The organism is Sphingomonas sp. GW822-FHT03G08 (assembly GCF_058801135.1).
On record NZ_JBXAMZ010000001.1, the window covers coordinates 1,156,889 to 1,172,148 of the forward strand.

A 15,260-nucleotide genomic window follows, 5' to 3' on the forward strand; every position below is an offset into this window, starting at 1 on the left:
CACGCCCCGCCCCAGTCTCAGGTCAGGCTAGCCTCAGTTGGTCGGCAGCGAAGTGCAGCGACGGTTGGCGTTCGTCGCATCGTCGAACGCGGCGTAGCCGGAGTTGCAGGTCCACTGCTTGTACCAGTTGTCGTTCGCGTCCTTGACCGCGCCGACATAGGTCGTCGTGTCGAAGAAGCCGGTGGCGTCCACCGTCTTCGGGTCGACCGCGGTGAGCGCCGTCTCGGTCGCACCGTTGATGAACAGGCTGGTCAGCGACGGCGTGAAGGCGTCGTTGTTGCCGTTGGCGCCGGTGCCGAAGAAGGTCGCGACCTGCGTGGCGGTGTAGCTGCCGGTGCCGAGATACTTGGTGGCGTTGCACTGCATCGCGACCGCACGGGCCAGCAGGGTGGCCGCATTGGCGCCGCCCGAACCGTTCATGCGCAGGCACTCGTTCACCGGGCTGATCACCAGGCCGTTGACGAGCTTCAGGTCCGCATTGCCGCGCAGCAGGATCGAAGCCTGGTCATTGGCTTCGTTGTTCGCGCTGGTCTGGCTCTGGATCGCGGTGAAGTTGGCAACCGCGGTCACCTGACGCGGCGTGTCGGCTTCGTTGTTGTTGCTGTCGACTTCCATCAGGGCGTCGCCCTGGCCAGGACGCTGCAGCAGCAGGACGTACTGGAAGAAGCCCTGCAGGCCCGTGTCGATGTCGAGGCTGTCGTCATCGGCGCCGGTGGCGATGTAGTGCTTGAACTTGACGGTGCCGCCGAAGAACTCCGCGCCGTCGTCCGAGCTGTTGTGGCTCTGGACCGAGTCGAGCGTGGTGCCGCTGCCGGTGCCCTCGGTGGTCAGGCCCTGGAGCTCGACGTTCGCACCGAGCACATAACCCGAGTAGCGGATCTGCGTGTACTTGATGCTGCCGGCGTTATAGGTGTCGTCGGTGCCGCCGAAGGTGGCCGGACCGGTGCCCGAGGCGCCTTCCGTCTCACGCTCGCAGGTGCCGGCGCCGGTGGTGCCGGTGTTGCAATCGGTGATCTTGGCGCGGCCCATCAGCACCACACCGCCCCACTGGCCGATCGAGGTGTCGTCGGCGAGGCCGAGCAGGTTGTCGCGGCTGGTGAAGATGATCGGCGCGGTCGCGGTGCCGTTGGCGGCGATCTTGTTGCCGCGGTTGACGGCGAGCCACGAAGTGCCGGTGCCGCCGAACAGGATCACGCCCGGCGCGATCGTCAGCGTCACGTTGGTGTCGGCGGTCAGCTGACCCGAGCCGTTCAGCGTGAAGCCGTTGGCGGTGGTGCAACCGACGGTGGTGCTGGCGCGCGGCGCAGCACTGGTCGGCGCGGTGAAGCCGCCGTCGCAGCCGACGTTCACGCGGTCCTTGAGCTGATAGACCAGGCCGGCGATCTTCGGCAGCGTGACGCTGGCCGACAGGATCGACGGCAGCGTGCAGACGCGCCATTCGCCGGTCGGGCCCTTGATGGTGCCGTCGTTGGTCAGGCCCTTCGGGTCGCCGATGGTCGGGCAGCCGGTGGCCGGGCTCACGAGCGCCGTGGTCGGCGTCGGGGTCGGCGACGGCGTCGGAGCCGGCGGGTTGTTGATGATGACGTTGCCGCCGGTGCCCGGCGAGGCGATGTCGTTCGCGCCGTCGCACGCCGCAAGGGCGGTGCATGCAGCGGCAGTCATCATGATAAGGCTGACGCGTTTGAAGCTGGCCATAGGATCTCCGTTCCGGCGGACGCCGGGTTGCATCGAATTACGGTGCGGGATCGACTCGGCTGTCCCCCGTCGGCCGCAAGGGGGCGCTAGGCGGGGTCTGTTACGCGTTGGCGCGACTTCGAAGAAGGTTTCGAGACACTTGCGTGACTCGATTGTGACAATGTCAGCGTATGGGACGGAAACGGTTCACGGATTGGTGACGATGTTGCCCGATTGCATCACGAGCCGGACATTTTCGAGCGCCGACAAATCCTTGAGCGGATCGCCGGCAACCGCGACCAGATCGGCGATTCGGCCGGGCGCGATGCTGCCGATGCGGTCGGACATCCCCAATATAGCGGCATTGCCGGCGGTAGCGGTCCAGAGCGCGTCATTCCTTGCCATGCCCCAGCCGGCCATCAGTTCGATCTCGCGGGCATTGGCACCGTGCGCGAACACGCCGGTATCGCCGCCCACGCACATCGTCACGCCGGCCTGGAGCGCGGCGGCATAGCTCGCCCGCTTGGCGCGTATCGCCTCCGGTTCGGGGGCCGCGCCGTTCCAGCTGCCATAGCGGGTGATCGCATCGGTGGCGGCGAGGGTCGGGCAGAAGGCGACCTTGTTCGCCTTCATCAGCGCGAAGACCGCGTCCGTCGCGTCATTGCCGTGCTCGATCGTGTCGGCCCCGGCCAGCACGGCGCGCCGCATCCCCTCGGGCGTGCTCGCATGCACCGCGACCTTGCGCCCGGCATCATGCGCGGCGGCGACCCCGGCCTTGAGCTCGTCGAGGCTGAAGGTGGCGCGGCTCGGCTCGCCCGGCCCCCAGCGATAATCGGCGTAGAACTTCACCCAGTCCGCCCCATGCGCGATCTGGCGACGGACGGCGACGACGATCCCCTCGCCGCTCACTTCCTCGGCGCCCTGCGGCACGTCGAACGCATAGCCCTTGGGGCCATAGGCGCCGGTGGCGACCAGCGCGCGGCTGGCGATCAGCAGGCGCGGCCCCGGCACGATGCCCTGCTGGATCGCCATCTTGAGCCCGGCATCGGCGTCCCCCGCCCCTTCGGTGCCGAGGTCGCGCACGGTAGTGAAGCCCGCCATCAGCGTCGCGCGCGCATGCGCGACCGCGCGGGCGGTGCGGAGCGCCAGCGGCTCCTTCGTCACCTGGTCGTTCCAGCTCGTCTCATTATAGGGATGCAGGAACAGGTGGACGTGAAGGTCGATCAGGCCGGGCAGCAGCGTGGTGCCCGGCAACGCCCGGGTTTCGGCCCCGGCCGGGGCGGTGACGTCGGGACCGACCGCGACGATCCGGCCATCGGCAACCAGCACCTTCCAGCCCTCGTGCACCACCCGGTCGGTTGCGGTGAACACGCGGTCGGGCACCAGCAGCACCGGCACCTTCTGCGCGAGGGCGGTGCCGGGCAGGAGAAGCGCGGCGATGGCGAGCAGGCGGCGAAGCTTGGTCATGGCCGGAGTTTGACAAAGGCGCCTGCCTTAGACCAGCCCGGTTCCATCTCTGCTTTCCGGCGAGAGCCGGGGAACAGGTACCGCTCCGTCTCAATACATCGCCGTCATCGCCACGCCCGCGGCAATCACCACCACGCCGGCGATCTGGCGCAGGCTCAGCTTCTCGCGGAACAGCCGGTGGCCCGCAGCGGCGGCGATCGGCATCTCGATCACCCCCAGCGCCCGTACCGCCGCCGCGGGTGCCAGGTTCAGCGCCAGGAACCAGCCAGACGAGGCCAGCGCGCCGAACAGCCCCGCCCCAAGCGACTGGCGCCAGCCCTTCGCCACCGCGACCAGCGCGGCACGGTCGCGAATGGCGAGGTAGAGGCCCAGCCCGCCCGCCTGCACCGCCTGGACGATCGCGACGCATGCCATCGCCGAGAACCAGGGATGATGCGGCTCGAGCCGGAGCCCGGCATGGCGGAAGGCGTTGAGCGCGAAGCCGAACAACAGGCCCGAGATCACGCCATAGGTGATGCCCAGCACCGGGTGATGGGCGCCTTCGATCTTCTTCGGCCAGACCAGCAGGGCCAGGCCCAGCGTCGTCACGGCAACGCCCACCCAGCCGAGCGTGGAGAGGTTGTCGCCGAACACGATCAGCCCGACCGTGGCCGCCAGCGGGACCGAGCTCTGCTGGAGCGCGGTGCCCACTGCGAAGCCGGCATGATGCATGGCGAGCAGCAGCGCGGCGGTGGCGATCACCTGTGCCGCCGCGCCGGTGAGCGCCGGCCACCAGAATTCCCAGCCGAATTGCGGATCGAGATGCGGGCTGAGTGCGAACGCGATCGCGGTGAAGACCAGCGAGAAGGGCAGGCCGAACAGGAAGCGCACCAGCGTCGCACCCCAGGGGCCGGTGTTCGACATCATGCCCCGCTGGAGCGCATTGCGGCCCACCTGAAATCCCGCCGCCGCCACCGTCGCCACTGCCCAGAGCACGCATTTACTCCCGATCGATACCCGAGCCGCGCTTAGGCAGACCCACGCGAGCCATCAATCCCGCTAATGGCTCCTCCCAGAAATGGTGGTTTGCGCGGTTCCCGGCCCATGGATCATTTCATGCGGCGCAAACCAAGGAGCCCCGGATGAAGTCGATCCACCTCGCTGCCCTCGCCCTGCTCACCGCTGCCGCCGCCCCGCAGCAGGACGACCCGCTCACCCGCCCGATCGCGCCCGAGGCCGCCGCCAAGTGGATCGGACCGCAGGCGCCGATCCGCGTCCATGGCAAAACCTATCTGGTCGGGTTCGCGGGGATGAACGTCGCGCTGATCGACACCGGCAAGGGGCTGATCCTGATCGACGGCGCGGTGCCGCAGTCGGTCCACTCGGTCGAGGCGAACCTCAGGAAGCTCGGCTTCCGGATCGAGGACGTGAAGCTGATACTCAGCACCGAGCCGCATTTCGACCATGCCGGCGGCCTCGCCGCGCTGGCCCGCGACAGCGGCGCGACCGTGCTGGCGGGAGCCTGGGCGGTAACCGCGCTCAAGCAGGGCATGAGCACGCCGGACGATCCCCAGGCCGCCTGGCTCGTCCCCTTCCCCGCCGTCTCGCGCGTGCGCGCGGTCAAGGATGGCGAGGTGATCCGGCTGGGCAATGTCGCCGTCACCGCCCGCGCCACGCCGGGGCATACCCCGGGCAGCATGAGCTGGACCTGGCGCAGCTGCGAAGGCGGTGCATGCAGGACGATAGTGTTCGCCTCGAGCATCAATCCGGTCGCGGCGAACGGCTATCGGTTCACGAAGCACCCCGAGGTCGTCGCCAGCTTCCGCGCCTCCCACGCGAAATTCCGAGCCATGCCCTGCGACATCATGTTCAGCGCCCATCCCGACAATTCGGGCGGGGTCGAGAAGTACGCGCGCTTTGCCAGGAGCGTGCGCCCCAACCCCTATCTCGATCCCGGCGCCTGCCGCGCCTATGCCGCCCGCTCCGCAAAGGCATTGGCGGAGCGCCTCGCCGACGAGAAGGCGGGCAAGGCCAAATGATCCGCCCCGCGCTTGGGCTCTGGCTGCTCGGCGCGAGCGCACCCGGGTCACTGCTGCACGGGATCGGTGTCGAAGGCAGTGGACCTGTGCTTCTGCGACAGCGGGCACCAACCGGCTTTTGGAGGAAACATGTGTAGAGGCTGTGCAGGCGCTACCCGAAGCTGGCCTGGAACGCCGTCGGCATGAGGGACACATGCGCCTCCAGCGGCGGCCTGAGTTCGAACGCACGCGGCTCGCGAGCGAAGTTCCAGAGGCGAACGAGGCACCATGCATCGCGCCGATCCTGTGAGACCGCCAGCTCGTTGCGCGATATGTGAAAGGGCGTTCGATCCCAGCCGTTGGTCGTCTTCACCTCAATCAGGCGCTCTCGCCCGTCAGGCTCGAAGCTGGCGATATCATAGCCTGCCCCGTCCCCGTCGAGATCGGAGACCCAGCGTATTTGCCGCGCCAGGTCGGTGCGTCCGATTGACGTGAGTGCAGAGCGCTCATGCTCCAGAACCCGCTCTTCGCCTGCCCTGCCCAGTGCCCGATTGCGCGCGTCACGCTCCGCCACGTCGAAGCGGTGCGCAACCGCCTGCATCTTCTCCCACTCGTCCGGAGGTGGCGCGTTGCTCAGCGTGGGAGGTGGGCCGATCCAGAGCGCGGGCGCCTCCCGAATAGCGCTGGACGCACCCGATCCAATCCTGGTCGCCGACGCCAGCCAATCGGGATGTCGCGCCAGCCACCGTGCCACGGCGTCGACCAGCGATGTCTGAAAATTGAAGGCGGGCCTGTAGCCGGGGATCCAAGCCTCACCCAAGCCTTTCAGTACCGCGCTGATGTTCTGATGCTTGTATTCGATCGCGCCACGCGGCCGATCGATACGCTGCTGCAACCGGCGATTATGTTCGGCCTTGTTGTACGGGCGGCCAGCCTCATTGTCCGCCAGCATCGCGAAATAGTCCGCGACGATCGCGTCATTCTGCGCGTCGGTCCAATCGCCAGGCCCCATCCAGCCTGGCTAGAATAAACCCCACGCTCTGTCACGCGAGCAGGTGGGGCTCCGCTATCGAAGCCCCACCCTTCTCACCTCACCAGATGCGCACGCGGTCCGCCGGTGCGACATATTGCTTCTGGTCGGGCGTGATCTTCCACGCTTCGTACCAGGCATCGACGTTGCGCAGCGGGTTCACCGCGCGGACCTGGCCCGGCGAGTGCGGGTCGCCGACCAGTTGCTGGCGCAGCGCTTCGGTGCGGAACAACGTGCGCCACACCTGGCCCCAGCCGAGGAAGAAGCGCTGGTCGCCGGTGAAGCCGTCGATCACCTTGGCCTTCTTGCCTCCCAGCGACTGGTGGTAGGCGTCGAGCGCGATCAGAACACCGCCGAGATCGCCGATATTCTCGCCCATCGAGGCGCGGCCGTTGATGTGCACGCCCGGCAGCCCCTCGAAGCTATAGGCCTCATATTGCGCGCCGAAGCGTACTGCCTGGGCTTCGAACTTGGCGGCGTCTTCCGGCGCCCACCAGTCGCGCAGCACGCCGTTGCCGTCGGACTTGCGGCCCTGGTCGTCGAAGCCGTGGCTGATCTCGTGCCCGATCACGCCGCCGATGCCGCCATAGTTGATCGCATCGTCCGCCTGCGGATCGAAGAACGGTGCCTGCAGGATCGCCGCGGGGAAGACGATCTCGTTCTTCACCGAGTTGTAATAGGCGTTCACGGTCTGCGGGGTCATGCCCCATTCGGCCTTGTCGACCGGCCCGCCCAGGCGCTTGCGGCGATAGTCCCATTCGAAGCGGCCGGAACGCTCGGCATTGCCGACCAGGTCGCCTGCTTTCACCTCGAACGCCGAATAATCACGCCATTTGTCGGGATAGCCGATCTTGACCGTGAATCCCTTCAGCTTCGCCTGCGCCTGCTCCTTGGTCGCCGGGCTCATCCAGGCGAGGTTGTTGATGCGACCGGCGAGCGCGACGCGCAGGTTCGCGACCAGCGTGTCCATCTTCGCCTTGGAAGCCGGCGGGAAATAGAGCGCGACATAGTCGCGGCCCACGCCCTCGCCGATTCCGCGCTCGGTGAACGCCACCGCGCGCTTCCAGCGCTCGCGCTGCTGGGGCTGGCCGTTCATGAACTTGGAGCGGAACTCGAACTGCGCATCAACGAAGCGCTTCGAGAGCAGCGGCGAGATATCGTCGGTGGTGCGGAAAGCCTGCCAGGCCTTGAGCGTCTCCAGGTCGGTATCCGCGAACACCTTGGCGATCGCCGGGATCGCGGTGTTCTGCGCGACGATCACGCGATCGGCGCTGGACAGGCCCGCGCCGACCCAGAAGGCATCCCAGTCGAATCCCGGCGCCTGCACCTTCAACTCTGCCGGAGTCACCGGATTATAGGTCTTGTCGCGGTCGCGGCTCTGCACGCGCGTCCAGTGCGCTTTGGCGATGCTGGTCTCCAGCGCGACCACCTTGTCGGCCGCCGCCTCTGCATCGGCCCATCCTGCCATGCCGAGCATCTGCGCGACATATTGCTTGTAGCGCGCAACCTGCGGCGCGAACTTGGCGTCGAGATAGAGGTCGCGGTCGCCCAGGCCCAGGCCCGACTGGCGCAGGTAGAGCGCATAGACGTCCGGGTTCTTGGCATCGTCGCTCACGCCCGCGCCGAAGAAGCTGGCCCCGAAGCCGCCGAGCGTGCGGCCCATCAGCCCGCTCATCTCGCCCTTGGACGCAACCGCGCGGATCGCGCCCAGGCGCTCGGTGAGCGGCTGCGCGTCGAGCTTCTCGGCCAGCGCCTCGTCCATGAAGCCGCTATAGAGGATCGCTGCCTTCATCCGGTCCGGATGCGCGCTGTCGGTGGCGCTGTAGCCCGAGATCAGGCTGCGCAGGCGCACTTCGGACAGGTCGCGCAGCACCGCGAAGGCGCCGAAGGACGAACGGTCGGCCGGGATCTGGGTGCGGTCGTTCCAGGCACCGTTGACGAACCGATACCAGTCGTCGCCCGGCTTCACGTTCTTGTCCATGCCGGTCAGGTCGAAGCCCCAGGCGCCATAGCGCGTGGCCCCGGCGTCAGCGGCGGCACCCGCAGCAACGGGCGCGGCGGATTGCTGGCTGAAACCGATCGCAGGCACGGCAAGCGCGGCCATGGCCGATGCGAGCAGCAGATATTTCTTCAATGGAGGTCCCCCGAATTGAGACGTTTAGGCGCGTCTGGGGGCAAGTTGTCACGGCGTGAGGGGCTGCGCAATATCCTTACGCGAAGCCGCAACACTCCGAAACACGGACAAACCAAAAAGCCCGCCGGTCACAGGGACCAACGGGCTTGTAATGGTGGGCGCGGTAGGGATTGAACCTACGACCCCACCCGTGTGAAGGGTGTGCTCTACCACTGAGCTACGCGCCCATTGGCCAGGTTCGAAAACCCTTGCGGCCGAAATGGGAAGCGGGCCTTTAGGCGGCACAGCCCCAGCTGTCCAGCCCCCAAACCCGCTTTTGTGCAGTCTTAGTTGACTGCGTCCTTGAGGCCCTTGCCCGCCTTGAACTTGGGCTGGTTCGACGCCTTGATGGTCATCGGCTCGCGCGTACGCGGGTTGCGGCCCGTCGACGCCTTGCGCTTGCTGACCGAGAAGGTGCCAAAGCCGACCAGGCGAACCTCATCGCCCTTCTTGAGCGCGGCCTGGATGGCATCGAACACGGCCTCTACAGCCTTGCTCGCATCGCCCTTACCAAGGCCCGAGGTATCGGCGACCTGTCCGATCAGCTCTTGCTTGTTCATTTCGTGACTTTCCCCCTCATGAAATTCGCACAAATACGTGAGTCGCGGCGGCAGGCCGAGCTATCACGTCAGCACGCCGCCGCCCGGGCTGTCAAAACGTTTCGGCCCGCTTTTCCCTCGAAGTGACGAAAAGGTTACGGTCAGCGAACGGCTGGGGTTGCCCTGCATCAATGATGCAGGGGGTCCCCCATTCCGGTGGGAGCAGCCGGTGGCTGGGTGGCCAGTTCATCGGCTTCGGTCCAGTCGATCGGCGTAAGCGGCTCGGTGAGCGCCAGGCGCAGCACCTCGTCGACATGCTTGACCGGCACGATCTCCAGCCCGTCACGGATGTTCTGCGGAATCTCGGCGAGGTCCTTCTGGTTCTCGTCAGGGATCAGCACCGTCTTGATGCCCCCCCGCAGCGCCGCAAGCAGCTTTTCCTTGAGACCGCCGATCGGCAGTACGCGGCCGCGCAGCGTGACCTCGCCCGTCATCGCGATGTCCTTGCGCACCGACACGCCGGTGAGCGTCGAGACAATCGCGGTGACCAGGCCGATGCCGGCGGACGGACCGTCCTTCGGCACCGCGCCTTCCGGCAGGTGGACATGGATGTCCTTGCGCTGGAGCAGGCTCGGCTTGATCCCATAGACCGGGCTGCGCGCCTTGACGAAGCTGAATGCGGCCTCGACCGATTCCTTCATCACGTCGCCCAGCTTGCCGGTCGTCTTGATCGCACCCTTGCCGGGCACGGTGACACTCTCGATGGTCAGCAGTTCGCCGCCCACCTCGGTCCAGGCCAGGCCGGTAACCGCACCGATCTGGTTCTCTTCCTCGCCCATATCGTGACGATACTTCTGCACCCCGGCGAACTCGTGGAGGTTCTCCGGCGTGATCGTCACGCTCTCGGCCTTGCCTTCCAGGATCTTGCGCAGGGCCTTGCGGGCGAGCTTGGCGATCTCCCGCTCCAGCGTACGCACGCCCGCCTCGCGGGTGTACTGCTGGATCAGCTTGCGCAGGCCTTCAGGCGTGAGGGTGAACTCACCTTCCTTTAGCCCATGCGCCTCGATCTGCTTCTCGATGAGGTGCCGCTCGGCAATCTCGACCTTCTCGTCCTCGGTATAACCTTCAAGGCGGATGATCTCCATGCGGTCGAGCAGCGGCTGCGGCAGGTTCAGCGAGTTCGCGGTGCACACGAACATCACGTCCGAAAGATCGATGTCGATCTCCAGATAGTGATCGTTGAACTTGTTGTTCTGCTCCGGATCGAGGACCTCGAGCAGCGCCGAGGCGGGATCGCCGCGGAAATCCTGGCCAAGCTTGTCGATCTCGTCGAGCAGGAACAGCGGGTTCGACGTACCGGCCTTCTTCAGGTTGGTGACGATCTTGCCCGGCAGCGAGCCGATATAGGTGCGGCGGTGGCCACGGATCTCGGCCTCGTCGCGCACGCCGCCCAGCGACTGACGGATGAACTCGCGCCCGGTCGCCTTGGCGATGCTCTTGCCCAGCGAGGTCTTGCCGACGCCCGGCGGGCCGACGAGGCACAGGATCGGCCCCTTCAGCTTGTTGGTGCGCGCCTGGACCGCGAGATACTCGACGATCCGGTCCTTGACCTTCTCGAGCGCATAATGGTCCTCGTCAAGCACGCCCTGCGCCTCGGCGATGTCCTTCTTGAGCTTCGACTTCTTGCCCCAGGGCAGGCCCAGCAGCACGTCGAGATAGTTGCGCACCACCGTCGCCTCGGCGCTCATCGGCGCCATGGTCTTGAGCTTCTTGAGCTCCGACTGGGCCTTGGTGCGCGCTTCCTTCGACAGCTTGAGAGTTGCGATCTTCTGCGTCAGCTCGGCGACTTCGTCGCCATCGCCTTCCTCGCCCTCATTGCCCAACTCGCGCTGGATCGCCTTGAGCTGTTCGTTGAGGTAATATTCGCGCTGCGTCTTCTCCATCTGGCGCTTCACGCGGCTGCGGATCTTCTTCTCGACCTGCAGCACGCCGAGCTCGCCTTCCATGAAGGCGAACACCATCTCGAGGCGCTTCATCGGATTGGTCTCGACCAGCAGCGACTGCTTGTCGGAAACCTTGACGGCAATGTTGGCGGCAACCGCGTCGGCCAGGCGCGAGGCGTCCTCCAGCTCACCGAGCTGCACGGCGGTCTCGGCCGGCAGCTTGCGGTTGAGCTTGGCGTAGTTCTCGAACTGGTCGACGACCGAACGCATCAGTGCCTGGATCTCGCTACCTTCGACGGCATCGTCGTCGATCGGCGCGACCTCGGCAGTCAGGAAGGCGCCGCCTTCCTGCATGGTAACAAGCGAGCCGCGCTCCTTGCCGGCGACGAGCACGCGCACGGTGCCGTCGGGCAGCTTGAGCAGCTGGAGGACTTCGGCGGAGACGCCGGTATCGTACAGGTCTTCGCGGCCGGGATCATCCTCTGCCGGATCGAGCTGGGCGACGAGGAAGATCTCCTTGTCGTCGGCCATCGCTGCCTCGAGCGCGGCGACCGACTTGTCGCGGCCCACGAACAGCGGCACGATCATGTGCGGGAAGACGACAATGTCCCGAAGGGGAAGAACGGGGTAGGACTGCTTCATGAATACTCCTGAGCCCGTACAGGGCTCCTATCCTCCATTATATGGTGGCCGCGGAGCCCGCATCAATCGGCGAACGCTCTTAGGATGCGGAGTGTTGCTTCCCATTGCGGCACGGGCAAGCATTTTTCCTGCCCCCGACCTGGCCGAACAGGCGATCGAAGCACTGGGCGGACGAAAATTATTGAGCCGCGTCAGGGTGTTAAAGTGGGATGGCCGAGCAACCATCTACACTGGCATGCGGGACAATCCTGTGGAAATCGCGGTCGAGACGAGAGTTACTCCCTTTGGCCAGGCGATTTCCCGTAGCTGGTTGCCCCTGCACGGCTCCTGGACTGCCAGGACGATGACGGTCGAACCGAGCGGCGGGTTCGTGGAACAGGCCGGAAAGCGGACTCCCCTGCCCGCTCCCCAGGCGCTGCACGAGCTGCAGCAATTCGGCATCTACGGCTATCTGCTTCTCGTCGGCGCACGATTGCGCGCCGAAGGTAACGATGTGATCGCACAGAGAGAGGGATTCCCCGATATCCGCTTCACGCTGGGCGCCGACGGCCGCCCTGCTACAGGCACCTATCAGGTCGATTCTCCCGACGGAGGCCCGACGATCGAAGAGAAGCTGATCTTCGAGGGTCGCGTGCGCTCGCCAAACAGGATCGCGTGGCCTGCCCGCATCCAGGTGCTGCAAAAAGCATTTGATTTTGATCTCCGGATCGACGCCTTTGACGTCGAACTCGCCTGAAGGAGGCTCTCATCCGTACGTCCCTGTTCCTCGCCGCCTCCACGCTGGCGCTTGTCACCACTTCCGCGGGCGCGCAGACGATCAAGCCCGGCGAGCCGCCGATCACCCCGACCACGCAGGAATCGGGCGGCCCGATCAGTCCGGAGCGCGCCGCGCTGCACCTCGACCATGCCGATCTCGCAATCGAGGTGTTTCCCGACAAGCAGCGCATCGAAGGTACCGGCACGCTGACCATCACCAGCGCGATTGCCCAGAAGGCGCTGCAGATCGATCTCGACAAGAACCTGCCGGTCAGCGCGGTGAGCGTGGACGGCAAGGCGCTGACCGCCGCGGACTGGAGCAATCCGGAAGGGCGGCTCACCGTCACCCTGCCCCACCCGCTCAAGGCCGGCGGCAAGGTGGTAGTGAAGATCACCTATGGCGGCACGCCGCACGTCGCCGTGCGCGCGCCCTGGGATGACGGCATGGTCTGGGCGAAGACGCCGGGGGCGGACCGCCAGCCCTGGATCGCAAGCACCGCCGAAGGCTATGGCTGCGACCTGTTCTGGCCCTGCCTCGATTTCCCGCGCGGCGAGCCGGACACGGTCGACCTGCACATCACGGTGCCCAAGGGGCTGAAGGCCGCCGGCAACGGCAAGCTGGTGAAGGTGGACGAGCTTGCCGATGGCCGCTCGACCTGGAACTGGTCCGCGCGCAGCCCCAATCCCTATTCGGTGACGCTGCAGATCGCGCCCTACAAGCTGCTCCAGGCGGACTATAAGAGCCGCTTCGGCAATACGATCCCGATGCAATATTGGTATCTGCCGGGCCGCGACGAGAAGGCCAAGAAGCTGTTCGACGAGTTCGCGCCGTCGCTCGACTTCTATGAGAGCGTGATCGGCCCCTATCCCTGGGGTGACGAGAAGGTGGGCGTCGCTGAGACCCCGCATCTCGGCATGGAGCACCAGACGATCAACGCCTACGGCAACAACTACAAGCAATACCCGTCGGGCTTTGACGAGATCTTCCAGCACGAGCTCGGCCATGAATGGTTCGGCAACCAGATGTCGGCCGGCAATTGGGACGATTACTGGCTGCACGAGGGCTTCGCCCAGTACATGCAGCCGCTCTATGGCCGCTGGCGCGAGGGCGAGGCGCGCTATGCGATCATGATGGAGGATTTCCGCCTCTCGATCACCAACCACGCGCCGATCGTCTCGGGCCAGATCCGCACCGAGGAGCAGGTCTATGAAGAGGACAATGGCGGACCGGGCCAGGACATCTACGTCAAGGGCGCCTGGATCCTCCACACGCTGCGCAACCTGATCGGCGACGACAAGTTCCTCGATGCCACGCGCCTGCTTGTCTATGGCCGGACCGATCCCAAGCCCGGCAATTTCAAGCCGCGCTTCGCGACTACACCCGAGTTCATCGGCTATGTGAAACAGGTGACCGGCCAGGACCTGCAATGGTTCTTCGACGTCTATCTCTACCAGGCCCAACTGCCGAAGCTGGTCGAGCAGCGCCAGGGCGATAGCTTGACGCTCAAGTGGGAAGTGCAGAACAACAAGCCCTTCCCGCTGCCGGTGGAAGTGTCGATCGACGGCAAGGTGAAGAAGGTCGAGATGCCGGGCGGCACCGCGACGCTGACCGTGCCCGCCGGGGCGCATGTCATCGTCGATCCGGATTCGCGCATCCTCAAATATTCGGCCGCGGTCGATGCGTTTCAGCGCTACGCCTATCGGAGGTGATCGATGATCGGACTGGTCCATCCCGAGCCCACCAGTGTCTATGCGGTCGCCATCCTGTCCGGCAGCCTGCTCGTCTGGATCGTGATGCTGCTGATTGCGAAGGCCAGGCGCGGTCCAGCGGGCAGCGAGGTCACCAGCGAACGCGATTCGGGCTCGATGCTGGGCGTAGCGGTACAGGGGCTCGCCTTTTTCGCGGTGGGATTTGGTCCGCTCAAGCTGATCCTCGGGGCGCCGGACGGCGCCGCGATCGCCGAAGGGATCGCGGTACTGCTGCTTGCCGGCGCCGTGCTGGCGCTGTTCTTCGCCTCCTCGCGGGCGATGGGCCGCAACTGGGCGATCTTCGCGCGCACCCGCGACGATCACCAACTCGTGACCTGGGGGCCCTTCGCGGTGATCCGCAACCCGATCTACGTCGCACTGTTCGCCTGGATCCTCGTCATGGCGCTGGCGCTCGGCCATTGGCGCGGCCTGCTGATCGCGGTGCCGCTCTACTGGATCGGGACCTGGATGCGCGTGCGGCGCGAAGAAGCGCTTCTCCGCGCACAGTTCGGCGCCGACTATGACGCCTATGCCGCGCGCGTGAAGCGCTTCGTACCCGGGCTCCTCTGAGCCCGGGGAAGGTTACTCCTCGATCAGCCCGCCATCGGGCCGCAGCACCTTGGCCAGTACGAAGCCGAAGGCGATCTGCCAGGGCACATAGATCTTGAGCAACTGGAGCCAGTCGCCGGGGAAGCCCTGGTTTGCCGTAACGGTCGTCATGTAGAGATAGACGACCAGCGCGCCGAGGCCCGCAAGCAACGCAGTGCCGAACACCGCGAAGATTGCCGTGGCGATCCCCGGCCGGCCAAGTCCGCTGCCCAGCACGAACAGCAGCGCCAACCCGGAGCCGACACCGCCGCCGATCAGGCCGAACCGCATCGGATCGGTCGACAGGCTGACCTGGTTCGCCAATTGGGCGGCCGCCCAATGTGCGAAGGTGAGCCCGACGATCAGCACGGCGATCTTCATCATCAGCTTGTGGCCTCGCCCGGCCCAGACGAGGGGCAAGGTAAGCAACGGCGTGATCCACACCGCTCCGTTGGCGACATTCGCCAAGGTGAGCACGCACAACGCCGCTATGAAGAACAGATGGCCAAGGACGAGCCATTTGAAAGCCGTGCCCGCAGCGGAATCGAGCGCAAGATTGAACGACGAATGATACTCGCGGGGGTCTTCGTCCGCGAGGATTGCAGCATCAGACATAGGACAACTCCTTTATCCGGCTAATACAGCGAGGGTGCGCCTCATCTTGAGTCGCGTCAACAAAAGTCGATCTTGCAGCGCAGCGAA

The 15,260-nt window shown here is 65.8% G+C and carries 12 protein-coding genes and 1 tRNA gene; 4 read left to right on the plus strand and 9 right to left on the minus strand.

Annotated features, from left to right (window positions below):
• Positions 1 to 33: 33 nt before the first annotated feature.
• The 3 genes from AC1RJ5_RS05160 to AC1RJ5_RS05170 all read right to left on the minus strand — a co-directional run bounded on the left by AC1RJ5_RS05160 (position 34) and on the right by AC1RJ5_RS05170 (position 4,116).
• Positions 34 to 1,695, minus strand: coding sequence for a beta-helix domain-containing protein (locus AC1RJ5_RS05160; RefSeq protein WP_269574825.1), 1,662 nt, complete (start codon positions 1,693 to 1,695; stop codon positions 34 to 36).
• Between the two features lie 186 nt (positions 1,696 to 1,881).
• On the minus strand, positions 1,882 to 3,141 hold the full coding sequence (locus tag AC1RJ5_RS05165; RefSeq protein WP_493112061.1) for a metal-dependent hydrolase family protein: 1,260 nt from the start codon (positions 3,139 to 3,141) through the stop codon (positions 1,882 to 1,884).
• A gap of 90 nt (positions 3,142 to 3,231) precedes the next feature.
• Positions 3,232 to 4,116 (minus strand): EamA family transporter, encoded by an 885-nt coding sequence (locus tag AC1RJ5_RS05170; protein ID WP_342250540.1) that lies wholly within the window; start codon positions 4,114 to 4,116, stop codon positions 3,232 to 3,234.
• 146 nt (positions 4,117 to 4,262) lie between these two features.
• Between AC1RJ5_RS05170 and bla the strand changes: the two genes are divergently transcribed.
• Positions 4,263 to 5,159, plus strand: coding sequence for a subclass B3 metallo-beta-lactamase (gene bla / locus AC1RJ5_RS05175; RefSeq protein ID WP_493112063.1), 897 nt, complete (start codon positions 4,263 to 4,265; stop codon positions 5,157 to 5,159).
• Positions 5,160 to 5,310: 151 nt separating this feature from the next.
• Here bla and AC1RJ5_RS05180 read toward each other — a convergent pair whose 3' ends face one another.
• The 5 genes from AC1RJ5_RS05180 to lon form a co-directional block, all read right to left on the minus strand.
• Entirely contained in the window at positions 5,311 to 6,150 is an 840-nt protein-coding gene (locus tag AC1RJ5_RS05180) for a protein NO VEIN domain-containing protein (protein ID WP_493112065.1), read from the minus strand.
• Positions 6,151 to 6,229: 79 nt separating this feature from the next.
• On the minus strand, positions 6,230 to 8,302 hold the full coding sequence (locus AC1RJ5_RS05185; RefSeq protein ID WP_342250542.1) for a M13 family metallopeptidase: 2,073 nt from the start codon (positions 8,300 to 8,302) through the stop codon (positions 6,230 to 6,232).
• A gap of 152 nt (positions 8,303 to 8,454) precedes the next feature.
• Positions 8,455 to 8,529: transfer RNA gene (locus tag AC1RJ5_RS05190), tRNA-Val, on the minus strand.
• A gap of 99 nt (positions 8,530 to 8,628) precedes the next feature.
• Positions 8,629 to 8,901 carry an HU family DNA-binding protein gene (locus tag AC1RJ5_RS05195; protein WP_086129015.1) on the minus strand — a complete coding sequence of 91 codons (273 nt, stop codon included), beginning with the start codon at positions 8,899 to 8,901 and terminating at the stop codon, positions 8,629 to 8,631.
• A gap of 167 nt (positions 8,902 to 9,068) precedes the next feature.
• Positions 9,069 to 11,465, minus strand: a complete 2,397-nt coding sequence (gene lon / locus AC1RJ5_RS05200; RefSeq protein ID WP_269574819.1) for an endopeptidase La — start codon at positions 11,463 to 11,465, stop codon at positions 9,069 to 9,071.
• 91 nt (positions 11,466 to 11,556) lie between these two features.
• Here lon and AC1RJ5_RS05205 point away from each other — a divergent pair, with 91 nt between their 5' ends.
• Genes AC1RJ5_RS05205 through AC1RJ5_RS05215 form a run of 3 tightly spaced genes read left to right on the plus strand, consistent with a single transcriptional unit; the run spans position 11,557 to position 14,540 of the window.
• Positions 11,557 to 12,201, plus strand: a complete 645-nt coding sequence (locus AC1RJ5_RS05205) for a hypothetical protein (protein WP_493112068.1) — start codon at positions 11,557 to 11,559, stop codon at positions 12,199 to 12,201.
• An 11-nt stretch (positions 12,202 to 12,212) separates the two neighbouring features.
• The gene (locus AC1RJ5_RS05210) at positions 12,213 to 13,931 is read left to right on the plus strand and encodes a M1 family metallopeptidase (RefSeq protein ID WP_493114647.1); all 1,719 of its coding nucleotides are present in this window, start codon (positions 12,213 to 12,215) and stop codon (positions 13,929 to 13,931) included.
• A gap of 3 nt (positions 13,932 to 13,934) precedes the next feature.
• Positions 13,935 to 14,540 carry a methyltransferase family protein gene (locus AC1RJ5_RS05215; protein ID WP_493112070.1) on the plus strand — a complete coding sequence of 202 codons (606 nt, stop codon included), beginning with the start codon at positions 13,935 to 13,937 and terminating at the stop codon, positions 14,538 to 14,540.
• Between the two features lie 12 nt (positions 14,541 to 14,552).
• On the opposite strand, the gene AC1RJ5_RS05220 is transcribed toward AC1RJ5_RS05215, so the two are convergent.
• The gene (locus AC1RJ5_RS05220) at positions 14,553 to 15,173 is read right to left on the minus strand and encodes a hypothetical protein (protein WP_493112072.1); all 621 of its coding nucleotides are present in this window, start codon (positions 15,171 to 15,173) and stop codon (positions 14,553 to 14,555) included.
• Positions 15,174 to 15,260 lie beyond the last annotated feature (87 nt).

Coding starts and splice junctions, on each gene's coding strand:
- AC1RJ5_RS05160 (WP_269574825.1), bottom strand. CDS start 1,695: ATGGCCAGCTTCAAACGCGTCAGCCTTATCATGATGACTGCCGCTGCA.
- AC1RJ5_RS05165 (WP_493112061.1), bottom strand. CDS start 3,141: ATGACCAAGCTTCGCCGCCTGCTCGCCATCGCCGCGCTTCTCCTGCCC.
- bla (WP_493112063.1), top strand. CDS start 4,263: ATGAAGTCGATCCACCTCGCTGCCCTCGCCCTGCTCACCGCTGCCGCC.
- AC1RJ5_RS05180 (WP_493112065.1), bottom strand. CDS start 6,150: ATGGGGCCTGGCGATTGGACCGACGCGCAGAATGACGCGATCGTCGCG.
- AC1RJ5_RS05195 (WP_086129015.1), bottom strand. CDS start 8,901: ATGAACAAGCAAGAGCTGATCGGACAGGTCGCCGATACCTCGGGCCTT.
- lon (WP_269574819.1), bottom strand. CDS start 11,465: ATGAAGCAGTCCTACCCCGTTCTTCCCCTTCGGGACATTGTCGTCTTC.
- AC1RJ5_RS05215 (WP_493112070.1), top strand. CDS start 13,935: ATGATCGGACTGGTCCATCCCGAGCCCACCAGTGTCTATGCGGTCGCC.
- AC1RJ5_RS05220 (WP_493112072.1), bottom strand. CDS start 15,173: ATGTCTGATGCTGCAATCCTCGCGGACGAAGACCCCCGCGAGTATCAT.